We start from the raw sequence: 21912 nt of genomic DNA, 5'->3' as shown, positions 1-21912 counted from the left end.
CGCCCCCCACGAAGGACACCCCCATGCCAGATCCCCTGCTCACCGTGCGCGACTTCTCCGTCGTGTACGACGTCGATCCACCCGTCGAGGCGGTGAAGAACGTGACCCTCGAACTGCAGCGCGGCGAGATCCTCGGCCTCGCCGGGGAGAGCGGATGCGGCAAGACCACGCTCGCCTACGGGGTGCAGCGCCTGCTGCGTGCTCCGGCCGTCATCACCGGCGGCAGCGTGACCTTCCACGACGCGACCGGCATCGACATCGACATCAACGCGCTGGACGTCGACGCGATGCAGCGATTCCGCTGGGACAAGGTGTCGATGGTGTTCCAGGGCGCGATGAACGCCCTCAACCCCGTGGCCACGATCGGCTCCCAGTTGGAGGACGTGTTCGAGATCCACCGCCCCGACATGAACCGCAGGCAGCGGCGTGCCGAGGCCGAGGAGCTGCTCGAGATCGTCAAGGTCGGCCGTCAGCGCGTGCGCTCCTTCCCGCACGAGCTCTCGGGCGGCATGCGCCAGCGCGTCATGATCGCCATGGCCCTGGCGCTCCGTCCGCAGCTGATGGTCATGGACGAGCCGACGACCGCGCTCGACGTGCTGGTGCAGCGGGAGATCCTCAAGCAGATCTCGCAGCTGCGGCACGAGTTCGGCTTCTCGGTGATCTTCATCACCCACGACCTCCCGCTCCTGCTGGAGATCAGCGACCGGATCGCGATCATGCGCGAAGGGGAGATCATCGAGCTCGACACGGCGGAGCGCATCTGGACGCAGCCGGAGCACGAGTACACGAAGACGCTGCTGTCGTCGTTCCCCCGGCTCACCGGGGAGAGAGGGGTGCTGGTGCGATGACCACCCTCGAGTTCCGCCATGTCACGAAGGCGTACAACGTCCGAGGCGCAGGGCAGATCAAAGCCCTCGACGACGTGAGCTTCACCCTGACGTCGGGCCAGACGATCGGCCTGGTCGGCCAGTCCGGTAGCGGCAAGTCCACGATCGCGAAGATCCTCACCCAGCTCGAGACCCCGACCAGCGGCGAGGTGCTGCTCGACGGCACGCCGATCCCGCGCCGCGGCAAGGGCCTGCGAAGGTATCGCCAGCAGCTGCGGATGGTGTTCCAGGACCCGTTCGCCTCGCTCAACCCGTACCACTCCATCCGCTACCACCTGGAGCGGCCCATCCGCCTCGACGATGTGGTGCCGAAGAAGGACACCGAGAACGAGGTGCGTCGGCTCCTCGACCGGGTGCGCCTCGATGCGGACGCGGTGATCGACCGCCGCCCCCACGAGCTGTCAGGCGGTCAGCGGCAGCGCGTGGCCATCGCTCGCGCCCTGGCCTCGCGTCCCTCGCTCCTCGTCGCCGACGAGCCGGTGTCGATGCTCGACGTCTCGATCCGGCTCGGCGTGCTGAACCTGCTCGCCGACTTGCAGCGCGAAGAGGGACTCGGTGTGCTCTACATCACGCACGACCTGGCGACCGCCCGGCACTTCAGCGACGAGATCATGGTCCTCAACCAGGGGCGCGTGGTCGAGTACGGCACCGCCGACGATGTGATCCTCAACCCGCAGGATCCGTACACCCGCGAGCTGCGCGCGGCCTCTCCTGATCCGGAGAAGCACTTCGCCGCGGCGGCATCGAACGGAGGCGCGCTGTGAGCTCCGCTCTCCCCCAGCTCGACGACAACGACCTCATCGCCCGCGATGCCCTGGAGGTCGGCACCACGGCGACCAGGGCAGAGCGCACCAGGCGGCCGGTGCCGTGGCGCTTCTTCGCCGGTCGCGCGGCGTTCTACCTGTTCACGCTGTGGGCGGCGATCACGATCAACTTCTTCCTGCCCCGCCTCATGAAGGGCGACGCGGTCAGCTCGTACCTCGCGCGCAACCGCACCGTGAGCCCCGAGGCGGCGGAGGCCCTGCGCGTGCTCCTCGGCATCGACACCGACAAGTCCATCTGGCAGCAGTACCTCGAGTACTGGGGGATGCTGCTGCGCGGCGACCTCGGCATCTCGACCCTGCACGGTCTGCGGCCGGTCGCCGAGGTGCTCGCCGCCGCCCTGCCCTGGACGCTCGGACTGGTCGGCATCGCGACCGTCATCTCGTTCGCGATCGGCACGCTGCTCGGAGCCGTCGTCGGGTGGAAGCGCGGCAGCAAGCTCGACGCGATCATCCCGGTGACGACGTTCTTCAACACGATCCCGTACTTCTGGCTGGGACTCATCGCCATCGCGATCTTCTCCTCGACCCTGAAGTGGTTCCCCTCATCGCACGCCTACGACAAGGGGCAGTCGCCGGAATGGAGCCTCGACTTCATCGGCCAGGTGATCATGCACGGCACGCTCCCGGCTCTGACCATCGTGGTCGCCTCGCTCGGCGGGTGGGTGCTCGGCATGCGCAACATGATGCTGACGGTGCTCGACGACGACTACATCACGGTCGCGCAGGCGAAGGGCATGCCCAACAAGCGCGTGCTCTGGGGCTACGCCGCCCGCAACGCGGTGCTGCCGCAGATCCAGAGCTTCGCGCTGTCGATCGGCTTCATCGTCGGCGGCACGATCGTCATGGAGATGGTGTTCAGCTATCCGGGTGTCGGCAAGCTGCTGCTCGACGCGACCAACGCCAAGGACTTCGCCCTCATGCAGGGCGTGTTCCTCGTGATCACGCTGTCGGTGCTCGTGGCCAACATCCTCGCCGATGTCGTCTACGCCTACCTCGACCCGCGCACGCGCCAGATGGAGTCCTGACATGACCGTCCCCACCACCGCAGCGAACACAGCGCCGGACGGATCGGCCGTCGTCTCCGGCATGCCCGAGACCGCCACGCTGCGCACCCCGCCGGCCGGGACGCCGCCCCGCAAGACCTTCTGGTCGCAGCTCGCGCAGGCGTTCGCGATGTTCCGCAACCCCAAGTCGATCGCCGGCCTCCTCATCCTCGGGGCGTTCGTGCTCATCGCGATCTTCGCCCCGTGGATCGCCCCGTACGGACCGACCCAGAAGGACCGCACGGCGCTGCGTCAGCCGCCATCCTGGGAGCACTGGCTGGGCACGACGCACATGGGTGAGGACGTGCTGAGCCAGATCATCTACGGCACCCGCGGGGTGATCGTCGTCGGCTTCCTCGCGGCGTTCATCGCCACGATCATCGCGATCACGATCGGTGTGATCGCCGGCTACGTGCGCGGCTGGAAGAGCGAATCGCTGTCGGCGCTGACCAACGTGTTCCTGGTGATCCCCGGCATCCCGCTGATCATCATCATCGCCTCGCAGTTCGAGAACCCGCCGCTGATCGTGATCGCCGCGGTGCTCGGGATCACCGGGTGGGCGTGGGGCGCCCGGGTGCTGCGCGCGCAGACCATGTCGTTGCGCAACCGCGACTTCATCCAGGCCGCCCGCGCGAACGGCGAGCCGCTGCGCCGCATCATCACGGTCGAGATGCTCCCGAACCTCATGGCGCTCATCGCCTCGAGCTTCGTCGGCACCGTGACGGCAGCCATCCTCGGTCTCACGACCCTGGCCTTCATCGGCGTGATCCCGGTCAGCAACCTCAACTGGGGGACCATCCTGTTCTGGGCGCAGCAGAACGGTGCCTTCCCGCGACTGTGGTGGTGGTACGTGCCGGCCGGGCTCTGCATCGCGATCATCGGCGTCGCGCTTTCGCTCATCAACTTCGGCATCGACGAGTACGTCAATCCGCGACTGCGGTCGGCCGGTGAGCGGGCCAGGGCGATAAAGAAGAAGGGGCTGAACGTGAACGACGCCGTCACGGCCGTCCGCAGCGTGCCCCTGCCGAAGAAGGCTCCCGATCCCGTATCGTCGGCGACCTCGCCGGGCGCTTCCGGCGCCACCGACTCCGCGAACACCGCGACACCGCACACGAACCAGAACACGAAGTGATGACCTCTCAGACTCTGACCACGCAACTCCCGTATCACGACCCCGCCCTCTCGATCCCCGAACGCGTGGCCGACCTCCTCAGCCGGATGACGGTGGAAGAGAAGGTCGGGCAGATGCTCCAGCTCGACGCCCGCGACGACATCGACGACCACGTGCTCCGGCGGCACGCGGGATCGATCCTGCACGCCTCGGATGAGCGTCTGCGGCGGGCTGCCGCCCTGGTCGCGCAGACCCGGCTCGGCATCCCGCTGCTCGTGGGCGAGGACTGCATCCACGGCCACTCGTTCTGGCCCGGAGGCACGATCTACCCCACGCAGCTCGGCATGGCAGCCTCCTGGGATCCGGCACTCGTCGAGCGCGTGGCGCGGGCGACGGCCGAGGAGGTCGCCGTGACCGGCATCCACTGGACGTTCTCGCCGGTGCTGTGCATCGCCCGCGACCTGCGCTGGGGGCGGGTGGGGGAGACGTTCGGGGAGGACCCGTTCCTCATCGGGGAGCTCGCTTCGGCCATGGTGCGCGGCTATCAGGGCGACGGGCTCGACGACCCCACGGCCATCCTCGCGACGGCCAAGCACTTCGCCGGCTACTCGGAGACGCAGGGCGGACGCGACGCGAGCGAGGCGGACATCTCCCCGCGCAAGCTGCGCTCCTGGTTCCTGCCGCCGTTCGAGCGGGTCGCCCGCGAGGGCTGCCGGACGTTCATGCTCGGCTACCAGACGACCGACGGGGTGCCGATCACGCTGAACGAGTGGCTGCTCAGCGACGTGCTCCGCGGCGAGTGGGGTTACACCGGCACCCTCATCACGGACTGGGACAACGTGGGCCGGATGGTGTGGGAGCAGCGGGTGCAGCCCGACCTCACCCATGCCGCGGCCGCCGCCGTGCGCGCCGGGAACGACATGGTGATGACCACGCCCGGGTTCTTCGAGGGGGCGCTGGACGCGGTCGCCCGGGGGCTGCTGCCGGAGGACGCCTTCGACGACGCGGTCTCCCGCATCCTCACGCTGAAGTTCGAGCTGGGGCTCTTCGAGGACCCCCGGCTGCCCCGCGACGACGTGTCCGCCGTGGTCGGCAGCGCCGCGCACGCGGAGCTCAACCTCGAGATCGCGCGCCGTTCGCTCGTGCTCCTGGAGAACGACGGCGTGCTGCCGCTGGATGCCGCGGCCCCGCTGCGGGTGGCGGTGACCGGGCCGCTCGCGGACGACGCGCAGACGCAGCTCGGCGACTGGGCCGGCGGTTCGGGTCAGGCGGGCTGGCTCGACGGACAGCCCCGCGAGATGATCACGACCGTGCTCGACGGCCTCCGTGCGGTGGACGCGTGGACGGTCACGCATGCACGCGGCGCCGACATCCTCACGCTCGCCGACGACCCCCGCGGCACGCACTTCCCGGACAACCAGCCGCGTCCTCCCGTGGTGCAGCCGTGCCCGCCGGATCCTGTGCTCATCGCGGAGGCGGTGGCCGCTGCCGAGGCCGCCGACGTCGTGGTCGCGGTGGTCGGCGATCGCATCGAGCTCGTGGGCGAGGGGCGGTCCACGGCCACGCTGGAGCTCATCGGCGGGCAGAACGCCCTGCTCGACGCACTCATCGAGACCGGGAAACCCGTCGTCGTGGTGCTCCTCGCGTCCAAGCCGCTCGTGCTCCCGCCCTCAATGCAGCGGGCGGCGGCGGTGGTCTGGGCCGCGAATCCGGGTATGCAGGGCGGACGGGCGCTCGCCGACATCGTCACGGGTGCCGTGGAGCCCTCGGGCCGGCTGCCCATCTCGTTCGCGCGGCACGTCGGGCAGCAGCCGACCTACTACAACCAGATCCGTGGTCAGCACGGCGACCGCTACGCCGACCTCACCCAGGCGCCCGCGTGGGCCTTCGGAGAGGGCCGGTCGTACACGACCGTGACGTACGCGGAGCTGGAGCTGGAGCAGACGGAGCTGCGCCTCGGCGCCACCGTGGTGGGGCACGTGACCGTGACGAACACGGGGGACCGGCCCGTCCGCGAGACCGTGCAGGCGTACGTGCGGGACGAGGTGACGAGCGTGAGCTGGACCGACCGCGAGCTCAAGGCCTTCCGGCAGGTCGACCTCGCGCCGGGGGAGAGTGCGCGCGTGCGGATCGAGGTCCCCGTCGCGGACTGCACGATCGTGACCGCCGCCGGCGTCCGGACCGTGGAGCCCGGCGCCTTCACGCTCCTCGTCGGCCCCAGCTCCCGCGAGGAGCACCTCCTCCCCGCCCCCTTCGAGATCTCCCGTTCCTGATTCCCGGCGGCCTCGATTTGACCTCAAGTGCGCTTGAGGTTTTACGGTGGAGGGCGTGAGTGGGACAGAGAAGAAGCCGCGATGACGTATGTAATCGCACTGCCGTGCGTCGACCTCAAGGACAAGGCGTGCATCGACGAATGCCCGGTCGACTGCATCTATGAAGGGGAGCGGTCGCTCTACATCCACCCCGACGAGTGCGTGGACTGCGGAGCGTGCGAGCCGGTGTGCCCGGTCGAGGCGATCTACTACGAGGACGACCTGCCCGACGAGTGGCAGGACTACTACAAGGCCAACGTCGAGTTCTTCGACGAGATCGGCTCGCCCGGCGGCGCCGCCCGCACCGGACTCATCCGTCACGACCACCCGCTCATCGCCGCGCTCCCGCCCCAGGAAGTGCACGAGTGACTCCGCGCATCGCCATCGTCGGCGCGGGACCCGCAGGCATCTACGCCGCCGACCTCCTCCGGGCTCAGGTGCCGGAGGCGGCCATCGACCTGTACGAGAAGCTCCCCGCTCCGTACGGCCTCGTCCGCTATGGCGTCGCCCCCGACCATCCGCGCATCCGCAAGATCATCGATGCGCTGCACGACGTGCTCCTTCAGCCCGGCATCCGGCTGCTCGGCAACGTCGAGGTGGGCGTCGATGTGACGGTCGACGAGCTCCACCGGGCGTACGACGGCGTCGTCATCGCGACCGGAGCCGACCGTGACGTGACGTTCGACGTGCCGGGAGCCGACCTCCCCGGATCGTTCGGCGCCGCGGATTTCGTGGCCTGGTACGACGCGCACCCCGACGTCGCGCGGGGCTGGGGCCTGGAGGCGGAGGCCGTGGCCGTGCTCGGGGCGGGCAACGTCGCCCTCGACGTCACGCGCATCCTCGCGAAGCACGCCGCGGCGCTGGAGTCGACCGACACCCCCGACCACATCCTCGACGCGCTCGCCGCGAGCCGGGTCCGCGACGTGCACCTGTTCGCCCGTCGCGGTCCGGCCGATGTGCGTTTCTCCGCTCTGGAGCTGCGCGAGCTCGGGGAGCAGCACGACGTGGAGGTGGTCGTCGATCCCGCCGACCTCGCGCTCGACGACCACGCCGCCCGCATGCTGGAGCAGTTCTCGCAGCGCCGCATCATCGTGCGCACCCTCACGGAATGGGCGCAGCGTCCGTCCACCGAAGCCTCCCGGCGCATCCACCTGCACTTCCGGCATCGACCCGTCCGCGTCCTCGGCACCGACCGTGTGGAGGGCATCGAGTTCGAGCGCTCGGCCTCCGATCCGCTCGGCCGCATGATCGGCACCGGCGAGCTCGTGCGGTACGAGGTCGGCGCCGTCTACCGGGCGATCGGCTACCTCTCCTCGCCCGTGCCCGGCGTGCCGTTCGACGCGGCGCGGGGCATCGTTCCGAACGCGGAAGGACGGGTGCTCGATGCCGACGGCACGCCCGTCCCGGGTCTCTATGCGACCGGCTGGATCAAGCGCGGGCCGATCGGGCTCATCGGCTCGACCAAGTCCGACGCCGCGCAGACCGTGCAGCATCTCGTGGAGGACCTCGCCGCGACGCCGTCCGCCCGCATCGACCGCGACCCGCCCCTGGACCTCCCCGGCGTGGTGGACTGGGAGGGTTGGTTGCGCATCGACGAGGCCGAGCGCCGCGCCGGAGCCGTCCGCGGCCGGGAGCGCACGAAGCTCGTCGACCGCGCGGCCATGCGCGCCCACGCGACCCCCACCCCCATCCCTCTCGAGGAGAGCACCCGATGACCCCCGACCCGCACACCACCCCGCACCCCGCCGCTCCGGTGCCCACGCCGGTCGGGGAGGGGCTCAAGGCGGCGTTCCGCACCCACCCCGCCGGTGTCGCCATCATCACGGCGCAGGGTCCGGACGGCCCCGTCGGCCTCACGGCGTCGAGCGTGTCGTCGGTCGCGGTCGACCCGGCGGCGATCGTGTTCTCGGTGACCAGGGCGACCGGGAGCGCCGGGGCCATCCTCGGCGCCGACACCTTCGTCGTGCACCTCATCGACGACGAGCACTCCGCGCTCGCCCAGAGCTTCGCGGTGAGCGGCTCCGAGCGCTTCACGCCCGAGCAGGGCTGGACGACGCTGCCGACCGGCGAGCCGCACCTGGCGGAGGCCCGTGTCGCCCTGCGCTGCCGGGCGATCCAGACCGTGCCCGTCGGTTCGTCGACCGTGGTGATCGCCGAGGTGCTCGAGGTGCTCACCGGCCGCCCGGCCCGCCCGCTCGTCTACATCGACCGCCGATTCCACGCCCTGTCCCACGACACCGCCCTCTGACCCCGTCACGAAAGGAACCCCCATGTCCACTCCGTACACGCTCCCCGAGCTGCCCTACGACTACTCGGCACTGGAACCGCACATCTCCGGCAAGATCATGGAGCTGCACCACTCCAAGCACCACCAGGCCTACGTGACCGGCGCGAACACGGCGCTGGAGCAGCTCGCGGCGGCCCGCGACAGCGGCGACCTCGGAGCGGTCAACAAGCTCGAGAAGGACCTCGCGTTCAACCTCGGCGGCCACATCAACCACTCCGTGTTCTGGCAGAACCTCTCGCCCGAGGGCGGCGGGGCTCCGGAGGGCGAGCTCTCGGCGGCGCTCGCGGACTCATTCGGGTCGATCGACGGTTTCCGCGCGCACTTCACCGCGACGGCCCTCGGCGTGCAGGGCTCCGGTTGGGCCGTGCTCGCCTGGGACTCGGTGGGCGCTCGTCCCGTGATCTTCCAGCTCTTCGATCAGCAGGGCAACGCGCCGCTCGGCGTCATCCCGCTGCTGCAGCTCGACGTGTGGGAGCACGCCTACTACCTCGACTACCTCAACGTGCGGGCGGACTACGTCAAGGCGTTCTGGAACCTCGTGAACTGGCCCGACGTGCAGCGCCGCTTCGAGACGGCGCGCATCGCGACCGCGGGTCTCCTCGTCCCCTGATCCCCCTTCGCCGACCCGGCCCCTTGCGTGCGCCCCGGCCTGTTGCGATCGTCCGCAACGGGCCGGGGTGGCCGCAAGGGGCCGGGTCGCGTTCAGGCGAGGGTGAGGAAGAGCTTCTCCAGGTCGGGGAGGGGGACGGCGTCGTCCTGCGCGGGGTCCTCCAGGCAGGTCTTCATGGCGGAGGCGATGATCTGGAACCCGGCCTTGTCCAACGCGGAGGTCACGGCGGCCAGCTGCGTGACGACGGCCCGGCAGTCGCCGCCGCTCTCGACCGCGGCGATCACGGCGCCGAGCTGTCCCTGGGCGCGCTTGAGGCGGTTGGCGATCTTGCGCTGCGTGTCGGTGTCGACGGTGGTCATGGTCTCTCCCTGAAGGCCGGCTGTGCGCTCCACTATACCCCGGGGTATAGTGTCTGGATACCCACCGGGGTATCGAGTGAGGAGAGAACACATGTGTCGAGCAGTCCGTTGCCGTACCTGCGGGAAGACCACCTGGGCGGGGTGCGGCCAGCACGTCGACGCCGTCCGCCGCACCGTGCCGGCGTCGGACTGGTGCACGGGCCACCCGAAGGACGAGGCCAAGGGCGGTCTCCTGTCCCGGCTGTTCGGGCGATGAGCGCGCCGCTCCGCGTCGTCATCGTCGGTGGCATCGCCGGCGGCATGTCGGCGGCGACCCGGCTTCGGCGGCTCGAGGAGTCCGCGGACATCGTCGTCTTCGAGCGCGGGCCCGAGGTCTCCTACGCCAACTGCGGCCTGCCCTACTACGTGGGCGGCGTGATCGAGGAGCGCGACGCCCTCCTGCTGCAGACCCCGGAGTCGCTGCACCGCCGCTTCCGACTCGACGTCCGCGTCCGTCACGACGTCGTCGGCATCGACACCGCGCGCAAGACGGTCGAGGTCGTCGATCTCGACAGCGGCCACCGCAGCACCCACCCGTACGACCGCCTCGTGCTCGCCACCGGTGCCCGGCCTCGCGGCGACGAGCCGACCGGGGCCCTCCCCGCGCGGAGCCTGCGGACCGTGGCGGATGCCGATGCGATCGCCGCGGCCCTCCGCCCCGGCCTGCCGGTGGTCGTCGTGGGCGGCGGGTACACGGGACTCGAGGCCGTGGAGAACCTCGTCGCCCGGGGGGCCGCGGTCACCCTGGTGCAACGCGGTGCCCAGCTGCTCGCCCCGCTGGATCCGGAGATGGCCGCCCCTCTGGCGGCCGAGGTCCGGCGCCGCGGGGTTGACGTGCGACTCGGCGTCGAGGTCGTGGCCACGGCCGCGGATTCCGTGACCCTGAGCGACGGTGCCACCCTCCCCGCGGAGTTCCTCGTCGATGCCTCCGGGGTCGTGCCCGAGGTCGGACTCGCCCGCGCCGCCGGGATCCGTCTTGGCGAGACCGGCGGCATCGCGGTCGACGAGGCGTGCCGCACCAGTGCCCCGGACGTCTTCGCGGTCGGCGACGGCGTCGAGAAGACCGACCTCATCGGCGGCGGTGCGGCGCTGGTGACCATGGCCGGTCTCGCCAATCGCCACGGCCGCATGGTGGCCGACGTCATCGCGGGTCGGGAGGAGTCGGCGCGCCCCGCCCTCGGCACCGGCATCGTGCAGATGTTCGGCCTCGCCGCCGCGAAGACCGGATGGAGCGAGAAGCAGCTCCGTGCCGGGGGCCGCGGGTTCTTCGCCGTACACGTGCATCCGGCGTCGCATGCCGGCTACTACCCGGGCGCGGAGACCCTGTCGATGAAGCTCCTCGCCGACCCCGCCACCGACCGCATCCTCGGGGCGCAGATCGTGGGTCGTGACGGCGTGGACAAGCGGATCGACGTCATCGCGACGGCGCTGCAGGCGGGCGTCACCGCCTCCGGTCTCGCGCACCTGGAGCTCGCGTACGCTCCGCAGTTCGGCTCCGCGAAGGATGCCGTGAACATCCTCGGCTATGTGGCCGAGAACACCCGCAACGGCACCACGCCGACTGTCCAGTGGCACGAGCTCGACGACGCCCTGCAGGCGGGATCGACCCTCATCGACGTCCGCTCCGTGGCCGAGCATACGAACGGCGCCATCCCCGGCGCCAGGAACATCCCGCTGGACGAGCTGCGCGACCGTCTCGACGAACTGCCGGACGGGCCCCTCGTGGTGCACTGCCAGGTCGGCCTGCGGGGGCACATCGCCACCCGGCTGCTGCGGCAGCACGGGCGCGAGGTGCGCAATCTCGACGGCGGTTACCGGACCTGGCAGGACGCGACCGCAGAGTGCTGAGCTCGACGCGTTCACAACTCAGGAGAACCGGCGCACCTACGCCCGTCAGGGCCGGAACCGCGGTCTCCGCGCGCCGTACTCCTGAGTTGTGAACGCCGCCCGGCTCAGACGAGTCGCGCGGTCGTGCCTCGGACGTTGAGCTCGTACGGAAGGGCGGCGGGCGGCCGCACGGCATCGGGGTCGGTGAGTTTCGCGAGGACCGCGTCGGCCGCCCGCTCGCCCTGCCCGAGCGGGAACTGGTCGACCGTGGTGAGGCGGAAGAACTCGCCGAGCTCATGGCCGTCGATGCCCACGATGGACAGGTCGCCCGGCACCGCGAAGCCGAGGTCGCGGGCGGCGAGGAGCGCCCCGATCGCCATCTCGTCCGAGGCGGCGAACACCGCGGTGGGGCGCGGCCCCGGGCGCCCGAGGAGCTGCTTCGCGGCGCGGTAGCCGCCCTCGACCGTGAAGTCGGCCGGCTCCAGGAACGCGGGGTTCAGGGGGACGCCGGCCTTCGCCAGCGCCCTCTCGAAGCCGAGCCGGCGGTTCGTGGGGATGTGGAAGTCGATGTCGAATTCGGGGTTCGCGCCGATGTGCGCGATCTCCGTGTGCCCGAGCCCGAGCAGGTGCTCCGTCGCGAGCTGGGCCACGGCGACGTCGTCGACCGTGAGGGTGTCGAGCTTCGGGTTCGGGCCGCCGATCGCGATCACGGGGAGCCCGAGGTCGAGGAGCTGCTGGGTCTCGTCCTCGTCCAGCTCGATGGACACCGCGATCACGGCGTCCACGCGCTGGCGGCGCAGGAACGTGTCGAAGACGTGCCGGCGTACATCTTTGTCAGCGGTGATGTTGTAGAGCGTGATGTCGTAGCCCGCACGCATGAGTGCGGCGGACACCCCCGACAGCACGGTGCTGAAGAACCAGCGGTCGAGGAACGGCACGACGACCCCGATGTTGCGCGTGCGCCCCGACGCGAGGCTCGAGGCGCGGGAGGACACGACGTACCCGAGGGAGGCGGCAGCCGCCTGCACGCGCTCGCGCGCCGACTCGGACACGTGCCCGCGGCCGCTCAGCGCGCGGGAGACCGTCGCGGTGGAGACGCCGGCGAGCCGGGCGACCTCGTCGATGCTCGCCATCGTCTGTCCTTCGGATCGGAGACGCCCGTGACACGCCCCGGGAGGAGCGCGCCACGGGCGCAGCGGTGTCAGGCCTTGGTGTACCAGACGGCGGTGTCGACGGGGACCTCGGGGCCGTCGAACGGCTGGCTGCGGAGCAGGACGACCGCGCCCTCCGGGAGGTCGAGCGGAGCCGTGCCGAGGTTCGCCAGCACGTGCACCTCGCCGCGACGGAAGGCGACGGCATCGGGACCGGCGTCCTCCCACACCAGCGACCCGGTGCCGAATCCGAACTCGCGACGGCCGGCGAGAAGGCGCTTGTACAGGGCGAGGGTCGACGCCGGGTCGACCTCCTCGACGTCCCGGGCGTAGGCCGCCCAGTCCGCGGGCTGCGGGAGCCACGAGAGGCCGGTGTCGTTGAAGCCGAAGGCGGGAGCCTCCGCCTCCCACGGCAGCGGCACGCGGCAGCCGTCGCGGCCGTAGCGCTCGCCGTTCGTGCGGAACCAGGTCGGATCCTGGCGGTACTCGTCCGGGATCTCCATGGCCTCGGGCAGGCCGAGCTCCTCGCCCTGGTACAGGTAGGCCGAGCCGGGCAGCGCGAGCATCAGCGTGGTGGCGGCGCGGGCGCGGGCGAGGCCGATGGCGGTGTCGGGCTTGTCCGGGGTGTTCGGGCCGATGCCCTCGCCCTGCGGGTTGTCGATCGTGAGGGCGAGGCGCGTGGCGTGCCGGACGACGTCGTGGTTGGACAGCACCCAGGTGCTCGGGGCGCCGACCGCGCCGAACGCGTCCAGCGACTCGCGGATCACGTCGCCGAGCGCCTTCGCGTCCCACGCCGTCATCAGGTACGGGAAGTTGAAGGTCTGGTGCATCTCGTCCGGACGCACCCAGAGGGCGGTCTCCTTCAGCGTCGGCATCCAGGCCTCGCCGCACAGGGCGCGGTCGCCGTCGTACTCGGCGAGCACCTTGTGCCAGTCGCGGTAGATCTCGTGCACGCCGTCCTGGCCCCAGTACGGCACGTTCGACTCGCCGCCGCCCATGGAGTCGGCGTCGGTCGGCGGCGTGTAATCCGGCAGGCCCTCGGTCTTGATCATGCCGTGGGCCACGTCGACACGGAAGCCGTCGACGCCGCGGTCGAGCCAGAAGCGCAGGATCGAGCGGAACTCCTCCTGCACCTCCTCGTTGTTCCAGTCGAAGTCCGGCTGCGTCGCGTCGAAGATGTGCAGATACCACTGGCCGGGCGTGCCGTCGGCCTCCGTCACGCGCTGCCACATGCCGCCGCCGAACACCGACTCCCAGTTGTTCGGAGGCAGCTCGCCGTTCTCGCCGCGGCCGTCGCGGAAGATGTAGCGCGCGCGCTCCGGGCTGCCCGGCGCCGCCTTGAGCGCCTCCTGGAACCAGGGGTGCTGGTCGGAGGAGTGGTTGGGCACGAGGTCGACGATCACCCGGATGCCGCGGGCGTGCGCGGATTCCAGCATCGCGTCGAAGTCGGCCAGCGTGCCGAACAGCGGGTCGACGTCGCGGTAGTCGGCCACGTCGTAGCCGGCATCGCGCTGCGGGCTCGTCATGAACGGGCTGAGCCAGATCGCGTCGACGCCGAGCTCCTGCAGCGCGTCGAGGCGGCTCGTGATGCCCGGCAGGTCGCCGATGCCGTCGCCCGACGCGTCCGCGAAGGAGCGGGGGTAGATCTGGTAGATGACGGCGCTGCGCCACCACTCGGAACCGGGGGCTGCGATCTGTTCGAGCTGTGCCATGCGATCAGGCTACTGCAAACGCTTACAGTGCCGCCACCACAGGTATCGAAACGGTTCGGCGCCCTCTTTCCCCCTCTCCGCCGACCCACCCCTTTCCGTCCGACCCACCCCCTTGCGAACGGGCGGAAGGGGGTGGGAGGAACGGAAGGGGGTGGGTCGGACAGGGGATGAGGGTCAGGGCGTGGGCATGCCGCCGTTGACGTTCAGGGTCTCGCCGAGCACGTAGCTCGACTCCGGGGAGGCGAGGAAGACGTAGGCGGGGGCGAGCTCGGCGGGCTGACCCATCCGGCCGAGCGGAGTGTCCTGGCCGAACTGCGCGATCTTCTCCTGCGGCTGCCCGTCGCTCGGCTGCAGCGGGGTCCAGATCGGTCCCGGAGCCACGGCGTTCACGCGGATGCCCTTCGGCGCGAGCTGCTGGGCGAGGCCCTTCGTGAACGCATTGATGGTCGACTTCGTCGAGGCGTAGTCGACGAGGATGTCCGACGGCGAGTAGGCCTGGATCGAGGTCGTGTTGATGATCGTCGAGCCGGCGGGGAGGTGCGGGAGGGCGGCCTTCGTGATCCAGAATATCGCGTACACATTGGTCTTGAACGTGTCGTCGAACTGCTCGTCCGTCACATCCGTGAGGGACTCCTGGAAGACCTGCTTGCCGCCGTTGTTGACGAGGATGTCGAGCCCGCCGAGCGCCGCGACGGCCTCGGCCACCAGGGTGCGGCAGTACTCCGGGTCGCGCAGGTCGCCGGGGATCGTGGCGACGGTCGCTCCCGCCTCGCGGAGGATGCCGGCGATGCGGCTCGCGTCCTCCTCCTCTTCCGGGAGGTAGGAGATCGCGACGTCGGCGCCCTCGCGGGCGAATGCGATCGCGGTGGCCGCGCCGATGCCCGAGTCGCCGCCGGTGATGAGTGCCTTGCGCCCGGTCAGCCGTCCGGTGCCGCGGTACGACTCCTCGCCGAGGTCGGCCTTCGGAGTGAGGTCGGCGTCGAGACCGGGCTCGCGCATGTGCTGCTTCTGCGGCTGGATGTCGGCGTAGAGCTCTACCGGGTTCGTGAAGGTGTACTGGTCGCGGGACATGGGGTGTCCTTTCCGGGAGGTCGGGGACGGGAGGACCATCGTGCGCGCCGTGCTCCGGGTGCGGCAAACGCCTTGCACGCATCCGGTCGCTTTGGTACACGCGCATGTGGCCGAAAGACACTTCCCCCGGTGCCTCCTGTCATGACAGGGTTGCGAGCATCCCCCGTGTCGCTCGCGGCATGTCCCCCGGGGGTCCTGCCGTCGAGAGGTCGTGATGTCCGCTTCCGCCCGCCGATCCGCGCCCTGGGCGGTCGTCGCCGCGCTCGTCGTCGGTGCCGTGCTCGTCGGCGCCGCCCCCGCCGTGTCCGACGCGTTCGGTGCCCGCGCGCAGCCCCCGGCGGACCCGGTGAACGACCCCGCGGCTTCGGTCGCGCTCGCGTACGAGTTCCTCGACGCGCGGGTCGACGAGTTCTGCGACGGCGAGGGCCGCTGCCTGCCCCGCAGCTACGAGGGCGGGTTCTTCACCACGCCGTCGTGGGACTTCACCCCCTCCTTCGTGTACGACGACGCCCTCGTCGTGATCGCCTACACGGCCCGCGGCCTGCCGGACGACCTGCGCCGCGCGCGGGCTGTCGCGGACACCCTCCTCTTCGTGCAGGAGAACGATCCCGTCGGCGACGGCCGCGTCCGCACCTCGTACGAGCCGCACGGCATCCGTCAGGGCCGGATGGAGATCACCGGGCCCGGCACCTTCACCGGCAACCAGGCCTGGGTGGGCATGGCGCTCGCCCGCCTCTTCCATGCCACCGGCGAGGCACGGTACCTCGACGGCGCGGTGCGCATCGCGGAGTGGATCCAGGACAACACCGCCGACATGACGCGGGCACCCTACGGCTACACCGGCGGGCAGACCGATGCCGGGGTGCCGCTGGAGTGGAAGTCCACCGAGCACAACAGCGACATCGCCGGCTTCTTCACGCAGCTCGGCCAGCTCACGGGCGACGGGGTCTGGGCGGAGCGGGCGGCGGTGGCTGCCGGATTCGTCGCGGCGATGCAGAGCGCCGACGGGCACGTGGACACCGGGACGCTGCTCGACGGCAGCACGATCAACACCCGTCCCATCCCGCTCGACGCGCAGACCTGGAGCCTGCTGGGCACCGGGGACGCCCGATACGGCTCGGCCGTGGACTGGACGCTCGCGCACCTCATCGCCCAGGACGGCCCGTACCGGGGCCCGTCGATCAGCGACGTGGACGTGTCGAAGGTCTGGTTCGAGGGCAGCGGGCACCTCGCGCTCGCGCTGCAGGAGCGCGGGGCCGCCGGCGACCAGGATCGCGCGGAGGAGCTGCTGGCCGACATCCGGCTGGTGCAGCGCGACGCGGCGAACGGCGACGGCAAGGGCATCGTGGCGACCTCGACCGACGGACTCGACTCCGGCTTCGGCGACCTCTACTACGCGAGCCTGCACACCGGCACGACGGCCTGGTACCTGCTCGCGGCCGTGGGCGACAACCCGTTCCGTCTGCCCTGACCTCGCCTGTCGACCCGGCCTCTTGCGGTCGACCCGGCCCCTTCCGCGCGCCCGCAACGGGGTGGGACGCGCGCAGAGGGGTGGGTCGAGGGAGGTATCAGGCGGCGACGCGGGCGACGGCGGCGATCGCGCTCGTGAAGAAGTCGAGGCCGTCCACGCCGCTGCGCATCGCGACCGCGGTGTCCGGACCGAAACCGGGCTCCGTGGCGTGCTCGGGGTGCGGCATCAGGCCCACGACATTGCCGGCCTCATTCGTCAGCCCCGCGATGTCGCGCAGCGAGCCGTTCGGGTTCACGCCGGCGTAGCGGAACGCCACGAGACCCTCGCCCTCGATGCGGTCGAGCGTCTGCTCGTCGGCGATGTAGCCGCCGTCCGCGTTCTTCAGCGGGATGACGATCTCCTGGCCGGTGCGGAAGGCGTTGGTCCAGGCGGTGTCGGCGTTCTCGACCGTGAGCTTCTGGTCGCGGCGCACGAAGTGCTGGTGGTTGTTGCGGATCAGGCCGCCGGGCAGCAGGTGCGCCTCGACGAGCATCTGGAAGCCGTTGCAGATGCCGAGGACGGGCATGCCCTTCGCGGCGGCGTCCTTGACCTCGCTCATGATGGGCGAGAGGGCGGCGATGGCTCCGGCGCGGAGATAGTCGCCGTAGCTGAACCCGCCGGGGAGGACGAGGGCGTCGACGCCCTCGAGGTCGTGCGAGCCGTGCCACAGGGCGACCGGCTCGGCTCCGGCGATGCGGACGGCGCGCTGCGCGTCGACGTCGTCCAGCGAGCCGGGGAAGGTGACGACGCCGATGCGGACGGTCACTCCGCCACCTCGACGCCCACGACGTCTTCGATCACGGCGTTCGAGAGCACCTCGTCGGCGATACGGCGGGCCTCGGCGAGGACCTCGTCGGTGACCTCGCCCTCGACGGTGAGCTCGAAGCGCTTGCCGATGCGGACGTCGGTGAAGCCCTCGACGCCCAGGCGGGCGAAGGCGCCGGAGACGGCCTTCCCCTGCGGGTCGAGCAGTTCGGGCTTGGGCATGACGTCGACGACGATGGTGGGCATGACGGCTCCAAGAGTCGCGGGCGGACGGGCGGGTTCAGTCTACCGCTCGCCGATGCTCCGCTGAGACCCCGGCTTCCCGCCCAGACCCCGCCCTGCGCGCGCCGCTACGCCGGGGCGTCGGCGGGAACCCGGGGTCTCGGGTCAGGAGTGGGGTCAGGAGTGGAAGACGGTGTGGAGGTCGCCGATCGTGTCGCGGCCGCCGAGGCCGTCGATCTCGAAGAGCACCGAGATGCCGGCGACGTGGCTGCCGAGACGCTCCACGAGCTGCCGACCGGCGGCCAGCGTCCCTCCGGTGGCGAGCACGTCGTCGATGAGGAGGACGCGGGATCCGGCGGGCAGGTCGTCGTGCATCTCGATGGTCGCCGTGCCGTATTCGAGGGCGTAGTCGACGGAGGCGGCGGGGCGGGGGAGCTTGCCGGCCTTGCGGATCGGGATCAGCCCGACCCCCGCGGCGATGGCGGCGGCCCCGGCGAGGATGAAGCCCCGCGCCTCGATGCCGGCCACCACGTCGAACTGCCCCGCGAAGGGCTCGATGATCGCCTCGGTCGTCACGCGGAGGGCCTCGGCGTCGGCGAGGAGCGGCGTGATGTCGCGGAAGATGATGCCGGGCTCCGGATAGTCCGGGATGCTGCGGATCAGGGACTCGGCGCGGGCGAGGGCAGGGGAGAGGGTGGCTTCGGGCACCGGACAAGGGTACGCCGGTTGCGCGGGAAGGACCTGCGGACGGCGCTCTTGACATCGTGGGAGCGCTCCCATAGAGTTCACGACAACCTTGTGGGAGCGCTCCCACAAGCCCCCACGCACCACCACCCGCACGAACCCACAAAGGAGTGAACCGTGAACTCACGTGCCCGCACCCGGATCCTGGCGACAGCCGCCGCGGCATCCGTCTCCGCTCTCGCCCTGGCCGGCTGCTCCGGCAGCACCGGCGGCGACGGCGACACCGGCGGCAGCGCCGACGAGAAGGTCACACTGACCGTCACCACCTTCGGCACCTTCGGCTACGACGACCTCTACAAGGAGTACGAGAAGGCGCACCCGAACGTGACGATCGAGGCGACCAACATCGACACCGGTGGCAACGCCCGTACCGACGCCTTCACCAAGATCGCCGCCGGCTCCGGCCTCAGCGACATCGTCGCGATCGAGGAGGGCTGGCTCGGCGCCATCATGGACGTCTCGGACACCTTCGTCGACCTGCGCGACTACGGCATCGAGGACCGCAAGGACGACTGGGTCGACTGGAAGTACGGCCAGGCGACCGACGCCGAGGGCCGCGTCATCGGCTACGGCACAGACATCGGCCCGAGCGGCATCTGCTACAACGGCGCCGCGTTCGAGGCCGCCGGCCTGCCCAGCGACCGCGAGTCGGTCGCCGAGCTGCTCAACGGCGACTGGGAGAACTACTTCCAGGTCGGCGCCGACTACACGGCCAAGACCGGCAAGGCCTGGTACGACCACTCCGGCTTCGTCTGGAACGCCATGGTGAACCAGCTCGACGAGGGCTACTACACCGCCGACGGCGAGCTCAACGTCGAGGGCAACGACGAGCTCCAGGAGCGCTTCGAGCTCCTCGGCGCCGCGACCGAGGGCGGCCAGTCCGCGGCACAGACCGCATGGGACTGGAACGGCGGCAAGTCGTTCGTCGACGGCACCTTCGCCACCTTCGTCTGCCCGGGCTGGATGCTCGGCGTCGTGCAGGGACAGGTGGAGGCCGGCGGCGGCGACGCGTCGACCGGCTGGGACTTCGCCGATGTGTTCCCCGGCGGCGCGGCCAACTGGGGCGGCGCGTTCCTCTCGATCCCGGAGTCGTCGGAGCACAAGGAGGCCGCGGCCGAGCTCGCCGACTGGCTGACGCAGCCCGAGCAGCAGGTGAAGCAGTCCGCCGCCGCGGGCAACTTCCCCTCGACCATCAAGGCGCAGGAGTCCCTCGCCGAGGAGGCCACGCCCAACGAGTTCTTCAACGACGCGCCGACCGGTGCCATCCTCGCCGAACGTGCCAAGGGCGTCGTCGCGCAGTTCAAGGGCGCCGATGACTCGGTGATCCAGGAGAACGTCTTCGGCCCGGCGCTCAGCGCGCTCGACCGCGGCGAGACGACACGCAGGGCGCCTGGGACCAGGCGATCGGCCTCCTGAACGACCTCGTCGGCTGATCATCTCGCTTCGACAGGCTCAGCGCCCCGAGTGGGTGGCTGAGCCTGTCGAAGCCCGTCTAAGGACAAGCCCATGACCCTCACCGCCCCGCCGGCGGAGCCGCAGGCCGCCGCCCCCGCAGCGGCGGACGCTCCGCCGCGACGCTCCTGGCGCACCCGCGTCTCCCGTTTCGACCACCGCGCCTCGCCGTACTTCTACATCTCCCCGTTCTTCCTCCTCTTCGGGCTCATCGGCCTCTTCCCGCTGCTGTACACGGTGTGGGTCGCGGTCCACGAGTGGGACCTGCTGAAGGGCGAGGGACCGTTCGTCGGCTTCGGCAACTTCGCGGCGATCCTCGGCGACGGCATGTTCTGGAACTCCATCCGGAACACGCTGAGCATCTTCCTGCTCTCCGCCATCCCGCAGCTCGCCGTCGCTCTGGTGATCGCCTACCTGCTGGACCGCGGACTGCGGACGCCGACGTTCTGGCGGATGAGCGTCCTCATCCCGTTCGTGGTCACCCCGGTCGCCGTGGCGATCATCTTCTCCAGCATCTTCAACGAGGCGGACGGGCTGGCCAACAATCTCCTCAACCTCGTCGGCATCGCCGATCAGCAGTGGAAGCACGACACGGTCCTGTCGCACATCGCGATCGCCGTGATGGTGAACTTCCGCTGGACCGGCTACAACGCCCTCATCCTCCTCGCCGCGATGCAGGCCGTGCCGCGCGACCTCTACGAATCGGCCGCACTCGACGGTGCCGGGGCGGTGCGGCGGTTCTTCGCCATCACGATCCCCACCATCCGTCCCACGCTGATCTTCGTCATCATCACGGCGACCATCGGCGGCCTGCAGATCTTCGCCGAGCCGCGGCTGTTCGACGTCTCCACCGCGGGCGGCATCGGCGGCAGCGACCGGCAGTTCCAGACCACCGTGCTGTTCCTCTGGGAGCTGGCGTTCTTCCGCCGCAACCTCGGTGAGGCCTCGGCCGTCGCGATCCTGCTCTTCCTGCTGATCGTCGCGATCGGCCTCATCAACTTCCTGATCTCCCGGCGCATCGCCACCGGAGACGCCCCGAAGAACCGCGCGGCCCGACGCCGCATCCGCCCGACCGGGAAGGAGGAGGCGCGATGACCGCCACCCAGGCCCTCAGCGTGCCGGAGCGGATCCGCCGCCGGCGCGGCACCGCGAGCGGGAGCGCCGGCCTCGGCAGCCGCCCGGGCTTCCTCACCTACGGGCTCCTCGCGGCCTTCGTCATCGGCGGCGCCTACCCGCTGTGGTGGTCGTTCGTCGTCGCGAGCGGGACGAACGCGACCCGCGGCGAGACCCTGCCCCTCATCCCCGGCGGCAACTTCCTCGCGAACGCGGCGAAGGTGTTCGACGCGATCCCGTTCTGGCTCGCCCTCGGCAACTCCTTCCTCATCTCGACGATCATCACGATCTCCGTCGTCACGTTCTCGACGCTCGCCGGCTACGCGTTCGCGAAGCTCCGCTTCCGCGGGCGGGACGGCCTCATGGTGTTCGTGATCGCGACCATGGCCATCCCCACGCAGCTCGGCATCATCCCGCTGTTCATGCTGATGCGCGAACTCGGCTGGACGGGGACGATCGGTGCGGTGATCGTGCCGACCCTCGTCACGGCGTTCGGGGTGTTCTTCATGCGGCAGTACCTCGTGGACGTGATCCCGGACGAGCTCATCGAGGCCGCCAGGGTCGACGGCGCGAACCAGTTCCGCACCTTCCTCACCGTCGGGGTGCCCGCGGCGCGGCCGGCCATGGCGATCCTCGGACTGTTCACGTTCATGACCGCCTGGACCGACTACCTCTGGCCCCTGATCGTGCTCTCCCCCCAGAACCCGACGCTGCAGACGGCGCTCAGCCAGCTGCAGTCCGGCTATTACATCGACTACTCGATCGTGCTCACCGGCGCGGTGCTCGCGACCCTTCCGCTCCTCGTGCTCTTCGTGATCGCGGGGCGGCAGCTGGTCAGTGGCATCATGGCGGGCGCGGTGAAAGGATGACCCC

At 70.5% G+C, this 21912-nt stretch carries 21 protein-coding genes and 1 pseudogene; 15 read left to right on the top strand and 7 right to left on the bottom strand.

The window, feature by feature from the left end; translation table 11 throughout:
* Positions 1–23: 23 nt before the first annotated feature.
* From AC2W7E_RS11505 to AC2W7E_RS11465, 9 genes are all read left to right on the top strand, one after another.
* Complete coding sequence (locus AC2W7E_RS11505; protein ID WP_025104001.1) at positions 24–848, top strand: ABC transporter ATP-binding protein; 825 nt, start codon at positions 24–26, stop codon at positions 846–848.
* On the top strand, positions 845–1651 hold the full coding sequence (locus tag AC2W7E_RS11500; protein WP_485989142.1) for an ABC transporter ATP-binding protein: 807 nt from the start codon (positions 845–847) through the stop codon (positions 1649–1651). Before AC2W7E_RS11505 ends, AC2W7E_RS11500 begins: the two co-directional genes overlap by 4 nt.
* Positions 1648–2736, top strand: coding sequence for an ABC transporter permease (locus tag AC2W7E_RS11495; RefSeq protein WP_085604724.1), 1089 nt, complete (start codon positions 1648–1650; stop codon positions 2734–2736). The genes AC2W7E_RS11500 and AC2W7E_RS11495 overlap by 4 nt, the downstream gene beginning before the upstream one ends.
* A 1-nt stretch (position 2737) precedes the next feature.
* Positions 2738–3886 (top strand): ABC transporter permease, encoded by a 1149-nt coding sequence (locus AC2W7E_RS11490; RefSeq protein ID WP_485989141.1) that lies wholly within the window; start codon positions 2738–2740, stop codon positions 3884–3886.
* Positions 3886–6138, top strand: a complete 2253-nt coding sequence (locus tag AC2W7E_RS11485) for an exo-beta-d-1,3/1,6-glucosidase (protein ID WP_485989140.1) — start codon at positions 3886–3888, stop codon at positions 6136–6138. The genes AC2W7E_RS11490 and AC2W7E_RS11485 overlap by 1 nt, the downstream gene beginning before the upstream one ends.
* An 81-nt stretch (positions 6139–6219) precedes the next feature.
* The gene (fdxA, locus tag AC2W7E_RS11480; protein WP_025103996.1) at positions 6220–6546 is read left to right on the top strand and encodes a ferredoxin; all 327 of its coding nucleotides are present in this window, start codon (positions 6220–6222) and stop codon (positions 6544–6546) included.
* Entirely contained in the window at positions 6543–7892 is a 1350-nt protein-coding gene (locus AC2W7E_RS11475) for an FAD-dependent oxidoreductase (RefSeq protein ID WP_062766119.1), read from the top strand. The genes fdxA and AC2W7E_RS11475 overlap by 4 nt, the downstream gene beginning before the upstream one ends.
* Positions 7889–8425 (top strand): flavin reductase family protein, encoded by a 537-nt coding sequence (locus tag AC2W7E_RS11470; protein WP_025103994.1) that lies wholly within the window; start codon positions 7889–7891, stop codon positions 8423–8425. Before AC2W7E_RS11475 ends, AC2W7E_RS11470 begins: the two co-directional genes overlap by 4 nt.
* A gap of 22 nt (positions 8426–8447) precedes the next feature.
* Positions 8448–9074 (top strand): superoxide dismutase, encoded by a 627-nt coding sequence (locus AC2W7E_RS11465; protein WP_485989139.1) that lies wholly within the window; start codon positions 8448–8450, stop codon positions 9072–9074.
* Between the two features lie 92 nt (positions 9075–9166).
* Here the strand turns inward: AC2W7E_RS11465 and AC2W7E_RS11460 are convergent, their stop codons facing one another.
* A complete protein-coding gene (locus tag AC2W7E_RS11460) occupies positions 9167–9433 on the bottom strand; it encodes a metal-sensitive transcriptional regulator (RefSeq protein ID WP_025103992.1) in 267 nt (88 codons plus the stop codon).
* A gap of 91 nt (positions 9434–9524) precedes the next feature.
* On the opposite strand from AC2W7E_RS11460, the gene AC2W7E_RS11455 reads away from it, so the two are divergent.
* Together AC2W7E_RS11455 and AC2W7E_RS11450 are read left to right on the top strand one after the other, a co-directional pair.
* Positions 9525–9689: a hypothetical protein gene (locus AC2W7E_RS11455; protein WP_167627850.1), complete on the top strand. Its 165-nt coding sequence runs from the start codon at positions 9525–9527 to the stop codon at positions 9687–9689.
* Entirely contained in the window at positions 9686–11320 is a 1635-nt protein-coding gene (locus tag AC2W7E_RS11450) for an FAD-dependent oxidoreductase (protein WP_025103991.1), read from the top strand. The genes AC2W7E_RS11455 and AC2W7E_RS11450 overlap by 4 nt, the downstream gene beginning before the upstream one ends.
* A gap of 104 nt (positions 11321–11424) precedes the next feature.
* Here the strand turns inward: AC2W7E_RS11450 and AC2W7E_RS11445 are convergent, their stop codons facing one another.
* The 3 genes from AC2W7E_RS11445 to AC2W7E_RS11435 all read right to left on the bottom strand — a co-directional run bounded on the left by AC2W7E_RS11445 (position 11425) and on the right by AC2W7E_RS11435 (position 15233).
* A complete protein-coding gene (locus AC2W7E_RS11445; protein ID WP_126894056.1) occupies positions 11425–12432 on the bottom strand; it encodes a LacI family DNA-binding transcriptional regulator in 1008 nt (335 codons plus the stop codon).
* A gap of 68 nt (positions 12433–12500) precedes the next feature.
* Entirely contained in the window at positions 12501–14162 is a 1662-nt protein-coding gene (locus tag AC2W7E_RS11440; RefSeq protein WP_085604737.1) for a glycoside hydrolase family 13 protein, read from the bottom strand.
* A 174-nt stretch (positions 14163–14336) separates the two neighbouring features.
* Positions 14337–15233: an SDR family oxidoreductase gene (locus AC2W7E_RS11435; protein ID WP_485989138.1), complete on the bottom strand. Its 897-nt coding sequence runs from the start codon at positions 15231–15233 to the stop codon at positions 14337–14339.
* 214 nt (positions 15234–15447) lie between these two features.
* Between AC2W7E_RS11435 and AC2W7E_RS11430 the strand changes: the two genes are divergently transcribed.
* The gene (locus AC2W7E_RS11430; protein WP_126894055.1) at positions 15448–16704 is read left to right on the top strand and encodes a YyaL domain-containing protein; all 1257 of its coding nucleotides are present in this window, start codon (positions 15448–15450) and stop codon (positions 16702–16704) included.
* 97 nt (positions 16705–16801) lie between these two features.
* Here the strand turns inward: AC2W7E_RS11430 and purQ are convergent, their stop codons facing one another.
* The 3 genes from purQ to AC2W7E_RS11415 form a co-directional block, all read right to left on the bottom strand.
* Entirely contained in the window at positions 16802–17509 is a 708-nt protein-coding gene (gene purQ / locus AC2W7E_RS11425) for a phosphoribosylformylglycinamidine synthase subunit PurQ (RefSeq protein ID WP_025103986.1), read from the bottom strand.
* Positions 17506–17754 (bottom strand): phosphoribosylformylglycinamidine synthase subunit PurS, encoded by a 249-nt coding sequence (purS, locus tag AC2W7E_RS11420; protein WP_025103985.1) that lies wholly within the window; start codon positions 17752–17754, stop codon positions 17506–17508. Before purS ends, purQ begins: the two co-directional genes overlap by 4 nt.
* A gap of 153 nt (positions 17755–17907) precedes the next feature.
* Positions 17908–18438, bottom strand: coding sequence for an adenine phosphoribosyltransferase (locus AC2W7E_RS11415; protein ID WP_025103984.1), 531 nt, complete (start codon positions 18436–18438; stop codon positions 17908–17910).
* Positions 18439–18591: 153 nt separating this feature from the next.
* Here AC2W7E_RS11415 and AC2W7E_RS11410 point away from each other — a divergent pair.
* The 3 genes and pseudogenes from AC2W7E_RS11410 to AC2W7E_RS11400 all read left to right on the top strand — a co-directional run bounded on the left by AC2W7E_RS11410 (position 18592) and on the right by AC2W7E_RS11400 (position 21908).
* A pseudogene (locus tag AC2W7E_RS11410) lies at positions 18592–19907 on the top strand (ABC transporter substrate-binding protein).
* 73 nt (positions 19908–19980) lie between these two features.
* Positions 19981–21021 (top strand): carbohydrate ABC transporter permease, encoded by a 1041-nt coding sequence (locus AC2W7E_RS11405; protein WP_025103982.1) that lies wholly within the window; start codon positions 19981–19983, stop codon positions 21019–21021.
* Positions 21018–21908, top strand: a complete 891-nt coding sequence (locus AC2W7E_RS11400) for a carbohydrate ABC transporter permease (protein WP_025103981.1) — start codon at positions 21018–21020, stop codon at positions 21906–21908. The genes AC2W7E_RS11405 and AC2W7E_RS11400 overlap by 4 nt, the downstream gene beginning before the upstream one ends.
* Positions 21909–21912 lie beyond the last annotated feature (4 nt).

The sequence above is a fragment of the Microbacterium sp. CFSPD4_SD4 genome (genome assembly GCF_057364585.1).
This window is presented reverse-complemented; position numbering and strand designations above follow the sequence as displayed.

Coding starts and splice junctions, on each gene's coding strand:
- AC2W7E_RS11505 (WP_025104001.1), top strand. CDS start 24: ATGCCAGATCCCCTGCTCACCGTGCGCGACTTCTCCGTCGTGTACGAC.
- AC2W7E_RS11500 (WP_485989142.1), top strand. CDS start 845: ATGACCACCCTCGAGTTCCGCCATGTCACGAAGGCGTACAACGTCCGA.
- AC2W7E_RS11490 (WP_485989141.1), top strand. CDS start 2,738: ATGACCGTCCCCACCACCGCAGCGAACACAGCGCCGGACGGATCGGCC.
- AC2W7E_RS11485 (WP_485989140.1), top strand. CDS start 3,886: ATGACCTCTCAGACTCTGACCACGCAACTCCCGTATCACGACCCCGCC.
- fdxA (WP_025103996.1), top strand. CDS start 6,220: ATGACGTATGTAATCGCACTGCCGTGCGTCGACCTCAAGGACAAGGCG.
- AC2W7E_RS11470 (WP_025103994.1), top strand. CDS start 7,889: ATGACCCCCGACCCGCACACCACCCCGCACCCCGCCGCTCCGGTGCCC.
- AC2W7E_RS11465 (WP_485989139.1), top strand. CDS start 8,448: ATGTCCACTCCGTACACGCTCCCCGAGCTGCCCTACGACTACTCGGCA.
- AC2W7E_RS11460 (WP_025103992.1), bottom strand. CDS start 9,433: ATGACCACCGTCGACACCGACACGCAGCGCAAGATCGCCAACCGCCTC.
- AC2W7E_RS11455 (WP_167627850.1), top strand. CDS start 9,525: ATGTGTCGAGCAGTCCGTTGCCGTACCTGCGGGAAGACCACCTGGGCG.
- AC2W7E_RS11450 (WP_025103991.1), top strand. CDS start 9,686: ATGAGCGCGCCGCTCCGCGTCGTCATCGTCGGTGGCATCGCCGGCGGC.
- AC2W7E_RS11445 (WP_126894056.1), bottom strand. CDS start 12,432: ATGGCGAGCATCGACGAGGTCGCCCGGCTCGCCGGCGTCTCCACCGCG.
- AC2W7E_RS11440 (WP_085604737.1), bottom strand. CDS start 14,162: ATGGCACAGCTCGAACAGATCGCAGCCCCCGGTTCCGAGTGGTGGCGC.
- AC2W7E_RS11435 (WP_485989138.1), bottom strand. CDS start 15,233: ATGTCCCGCGACCAGTACACCTTCACGAACCCGGTAGAGCTCTACGCC.
- AC2W7E_RS11430 (WP_126894055.1), top strand. CDS start 15,448: ATGTCCGCTTCCGCCCGCCGATCCGCGCCCTGGGCGGTCGTCGCCGCG.
- purS (WP_025103985.1), bottom strand. CDS start 17,754: ATGCCCACCATCGTCGTCGACGTCATGCCCAAGCCCGAACTGCTCGAC.
- AC2W7E_RS11405 (WP_025103982.1), top strand. CDS start 19,981: ATGACCCTCACCGCCCCGCCGGCGGAGCCGCAGGCCGCCGCCCCCGCA.
- AC2W7E_RS11400 (WP_025103981.1), top strand. CDS start 21,018: ATGACCGCCACCCAGGCCCTCAGCGTGCCGGAGCGGATCCGCCGCCGG.